This is a genomic window from Stenotrophomonas sp. HMWF023, assembly GCF_003060985.1.
Classification (GTDB): Bacteria; Pseudomonadota; Gammaproteobacteria; order Xanthomonadales; family Xanthomonadaceae; genus Stenotrophomonas; species Stenotrophomonas lactitubi.
The window spans coordinates 1-2,801 of the sequence record NZ_QAIJ01000153.1 but is presented as its reverse complement, the minus strand read 5'-3'; the positions used below and the strand labels follow the sequence as shown (position 1 = coordinate 2,801).

Below are 2,801 nucleotides of genomic sequence, written 5' to 3'. Positions count from 1 at the left end.
CCTCCCCCCCGCGTCGGCTGCACAGCTCCCTGTCCATGCCGTATTTCTCGTTCGCACAGCCGCTGACCCCACGGAGCTGAATATGAGCGACATCCAGTGGAGCGACGGCGCTCCCATCTACCGCCAGCTGAAGGAACGCGTGATCGCCATGATGCTTGACGGAATCCTCAAGCCGGGCGATGCCCTTCCTTCGGTGCGCCAGGTGGCCGCCGATTACCAGCTCAACCCCATCACCGTTTCGCGCGCCTACCAGGAGCTGGCCGATGAAGGCCTGGTCGAGAAGCGCCGCGGTCTGGGCATGTTCATGACCGAACAGGCGGCCACGCAGCTGCGCAGCAGCGAGCGCGAACGCTTCCTCAATGAAGAATGGCCGGCCGTTCTGGAGCGCATCCAGCGACTGGGCCTGAGTCTCGACGAATTGTTGCCCCAGGGGAAATTCTGATGAATGCCAGTCCCACTACCGCTGTGCCAAGCGACGCTGTCATTACCGCCCGTGGCCTTCGCAAGGCTTACAAGAACACGCTCGCGCTCGACAACGCCAGCTTCTCCATACCGGCAGGCCGGATCATCGGCCTGATCGGCCCCAATGGTGCCGGCAAGACCACCGCGCTGAAGGCGGTGCTCGGCCTGACCTCGGTGGAAGGCGAGCTGAGCGTGCTCGGCCGTGACCCGCGCGCGCATCGCGACGATCTGATGAACGACATCTGCTTCATCGCCGATGTCGCCGTGCTGCCGCGCTGGCTGAAGGTACGTGAGGCGATCGACTTCGTCGCCGGCGTGCACCCCCGCTTCGACCGTGCCCGTTGCGAGCGTTTCCTGGCCAACACCAAGCTGCAGCCGAAGCAGCGCGTGCGTGAACTGTCCAAGGGCATGATCGTGCAGCTGCACCTGGCCCTGGTGATGGCCATCGATGCCAAGGTGCTGGTGCTGGACGAACCCACGCTCGGCCTGGACATCCTGTATCGCAAGGAGTTCTACCAGCGCCTGCTGGAAGACTACTTCGACGAGCAGAAGACCATCATCGTCACCACCCACCAGGTGGAGGAGATCGAGCACATCCTCACCGACGTGATGTTCATCCGCGATGGCCGCATCGTGCTCAACGCGGAAATGGACGAGGTCGGCGAGCGCTATACCGAACTGCTGGTCGGCGCCGATCAGCTTGAAACCGCCCGCGCACTGAAGCCCATCGACGAGCGCAGCCAGGCCTTCGGCAAGACCGTCCTGCTGTTCGACGGGGTGCCACGCATCCAGCTGGCCAGCCTGGGTGAAACCCGCAACGCCGGCCTTGCCGATCTGTTCGTCGCTGTCATGAAGGGGACCTACGCATGAATGCCGTCAACCATCCTGTCAGCCCTGCAGGCACCCTGCGCTGGCTGCTCAAGCGCGAATACTGGGAAAACCGCGGTGGTTTCCTGTACGCCCCGGTGATCGCCGGCATCGTTTCGCTGCTGATGAGCGGCATCGGCATCGGCCTGGGCCTGTTCGCCCTGCATCGTGCCGCGCGCGACGGCGGCCTGCACATCGACGGCGAGAACGTGAACATCAACGGCCTGGATCTTGCCGTGCTGACCCGCGACATCAGCACCAAGGACATGGCCGACCTGGGCAACGGCCTCGACCTGGCGATGGTACTGACCTCGTCCTGGCCGCTGATCGTGCTCGCATTCGTGGTGTTCTTCTACTGCCTGGGCGCGCTGTATGACGACCGCCGCGACCGCAGCATCCTGTTCTGGAAGTCGCTGCCGCTGTCGGATACCCAGACCGTGCTGTCCAAGGTGTTCAGTGCACTGATCGTCGCACCGCTCATCGCCATCATCGCGTCCAGCCTGACCCTGCTCGTGTTCATGCTGGTGCTGTGCCTGGTGGTGGTCTCCCATGGCGGTGACGCGATGCAGCTGATCGTCGGCCCGGCCAACCCGATGAGCCTGGTGCTGGGCATGTTCGTGTCCATCCCGGTGTACGCCCTGTGGGCGCTGCCCACTGCCGGCTGGCTGCTGCTGTGCTCGGCGTGGGCACGGAGCAAGCCGTTCCTGTGGGCGGTGATGCTGCCGCTGTTCGCCGGCATCATCGTCAGCACCACCAAGCTGATGCACCTGTTCGATCTGACCACCGGCTGGTTCTGGCAGCACATCGTCGGCCGCCTGCTGTTGGGTGCGATGCCGGGGATGGACCTGCTGTACCGCGCCGGCGGCGAATCCAGGCAGGATCTGAACTCGATCGTCGCCCTGATGTCGCCCGCCGCGCAGCTGAAGTCGCTGGCAATGCCCGGCCTGTGGATCGGCGCGGCCTTCGGCGTGGTCTTCATCTTCATCGCCATCCGCCTGCGCAAGCGCGCTGGCGAAATCTGATCTTCAACCCGGAGGCACCACCCATGCGTTCCTTGATTGCCTGTAGTGCGCTGTTGCTGTTGCCCTTGTCGGCGCTGGCCGCCGATGCACCGAACTGCAAGTTCTCCGCGCCGCGCGCGCTGAAGATCGACACCGCCGGCGCCAAGACGGTGGTGTTCGAGATCAACCAGCATGACCTGAAGGTGGTCGCCAGCGCTGGCGGCGGCCAGCTCGAGGGCCGCGCCTGCGCGTCCAACAAGGACTGGCTGGACCAGCTGGTGCTGGACCAGCGGCGCGTGGGCGACAAGCTGGTGGTGAGCCTGCGCCGCGACAGCCGCGGCTCGTTGTCGATGGGCAACAGCTATGCCTGGCTGGACATCCGTGGCAGCGTGCCGGACAACCTGCCGCTGCAGTTCAAGATCGGTTCCGGCGATGGCAGCATCGAGAACGCGCAGTCGCTGAGCATGGACG

Annotated in this window: 3 protein-coding genes and 1 pseudogene; all 4 read left to right on the top strand. The window is 64.8% G+C overall.

The genetic code is table 11. The annotated features are described in order from the left end of the window. Positions 1–82: 82 nt before the first annotated feature. Positions 83–442 (top strand): GntR family transcriptional regulator, encoded by a 360-nt coding sequence (locus DBR20_RS08395; protein WP_012511573.1) that lies wholly within the window; start codon positions 83–85, stop codon positions 440–442. After that, the gene (locus DBR20_RS08390) at positions 442–1,332 is read left to right on the top strand and encodes an ABC transporter ATP-binding protein (protein ID WP_108265861.1); all 891 of its coding nucleotides are present in this window, start codon (positions 442–444) and stop codon (positions 1,330–1,332) included. Before DBR20_RS08395 ends, DBR20_RS08390 begins: the two co-directional genes overlap by 1 nt. Continuing rightward, positions 1,329–2,351, top strand: coding sequence for a hypothetical protein (locus DBR20_RS08385; RefSeq protein WP_108265860.1), 1,023 nt, complete (start codon positions 1,329–1,331; stop codon positions 2,349–2,351). The genes DBR20_RS08390 and DBR20_RS08385 overlap by 4 nt, the downstream gene beginning before the upstream one ends. A 23-nt stretch (positions 2,352–2,374) precedes the next feature. Beyond that, positions 2,375–2,801, top strand: a pseudogene (locus DBR20_RS08380) (hypothetical protein); the annotation flags it as partial.

Excerpts from the sequence above, each read along its gene's own strand:
- DBR20_RS08385 (WP_108265860.1), top strand. The coding sequence starts at position 1,329 with ATGAATGCCGTCAACCATCCTGTCAGCCCTGCAGGCACCCTGCGCTGG.
- DBR20_RS08390 (WP_108265861.1), top strand. The coding sequence starts at position 442 with ATGAATGCCAGTCCCACTACCGCTGTGCCAAGCGACGCTGTCATTACC.
- DBR20_RS08395 (WP_012511573.1), top strand. The coding sequence starts at position 83 with ATGAGCGACATCCAGTGGAGCGACGGCGCTCCCATCTACCGCCAGCTG.